Here is a 1,164-nt window from a genome sequence, read left to right as displayed (position 1 = left end):
CTAAATAACTGATCATAAAAGTGCTACACCTTCTCTGTGCCATAGCCATTCCCCGGGAAAGGAGACACGGTATCCATGAAGTGTTTCACTCGGGCCAGCAGGCTGGCCATTCCTCTGCATTGATGATTGCGCGTGATGGTTTCATGTAACTTGTGCCACAGCCGTTCTATGTGATTAACCCAAGGGCTGTAAACTGGCTGGAATACCAAGCAGAACTTGGGGTTCTTCTTCAACCATCGCTCGGTCTGTTTGCTTTTGTGAATGATGTAGTTATCGAGGATCAGCGTGATGGTTTTGGCTCGTCGGTAGTGGCGACGCAGCTTTTCCAGCAGGGCGATAAACAGGGATGAGTTTTTCTTTATCCCACTGACGTAAAGTACTCTTCCGTTACCTGCATGGAGAACGCCTGCCAGGTAATGTTTCGCGTTCTGTCCCGGTGTGACAACCCGCTTTTGCTGCGCTCTGAACATCCAGTCGGCCCCTAATTTGGGATTGAGGTCTATATCGACTTCATCCTCATAAAACACCGGATTATCGGCATCACAGCGGGCCAGCGCAGCGTCGATATCCGCCATTTTCTCCTGATAGGCCGGGTCTTTTATCCGCAAGGTTGGCACGGGCCTTCGCCAGACAATGCCCATACGAGGTAACCATCGGCGGAGCGTGGAGGCTGCCATATTGAGGCCTGTTAACCGATTGATTTTGATAGCCAATAGTTCGGTACACCAGCGGCTGCGCTGATAACCAAAATCTTGCGGAGAAAACTGCATGAGCAGCACCAGTAAGGTGACAATCTTGGCGACAGGTAAGACTGGGGCACGGCCAGCCGGTAAGGCTTCTAACGCACCCACACCTTCATCCCGATACCACCGAAGCCAACGGCCGATGGTCGAACGAGCAGCGCCGGTAAGGTGATGAACATCAGTGATCGTGCGTCCTTCATGTAACAGCAAGATGGCCATCAAGCGACGAGCATGTCCTTTATCACGGGTGGCATGGATGATTTTGTGAATGCGTCGCCGCTGTGACCGTGGCAGGGGTGGTAGGATAGGCATCAACTCAGTCCTTTGGGTGTGGCTTGTTTTGTTTGGCGACTAATCAGATCGCACAAACTGGACTGAGTTCCCTTCCTCCAGTGATCTACTATTCGGAACAGTTATTTAG

General features: G+C 51.5%; 1 protein-coding gene. It reads right to left on the bottom strand.

The features are described from left to right. Positions 1–23: 23 nt before the first annotated feature. A complete protein-coding gene (locus tag BN1135_RS10765; RefSeq protein WP_042020977.1) occupies positions 24–1,055 on the bottom strand; it encodes an IS630 family transposase in 1,032 nt (343 codons plus the stop codon). Positions 1,056–1,164: the final 109 nt, after the last annotated feature.

The organism is Aeromonas sobria (assembly GCF_000820145.1).
GTDB classification, from domain to species: domain Bacteria; phylum Pseudomonadota; class Gammaproteobacteria; order Enterobacterales; family Aeromonadaceae; genus Aeromonas; species Aeromonas sobria.
This window is presented reverse-complemented; position numbering and strand designations above follow the sequence as displayed.

Excerpts from the sequence above, each read along its gene's own strand:
- BN1135_RS10765 (WP_042020977.1), bottom strand. The coding sequence starts at position 1,055 with ATGCCTATCCTACCACCCCTGCCACGGTCACAGCGGCGACGCATTCAC.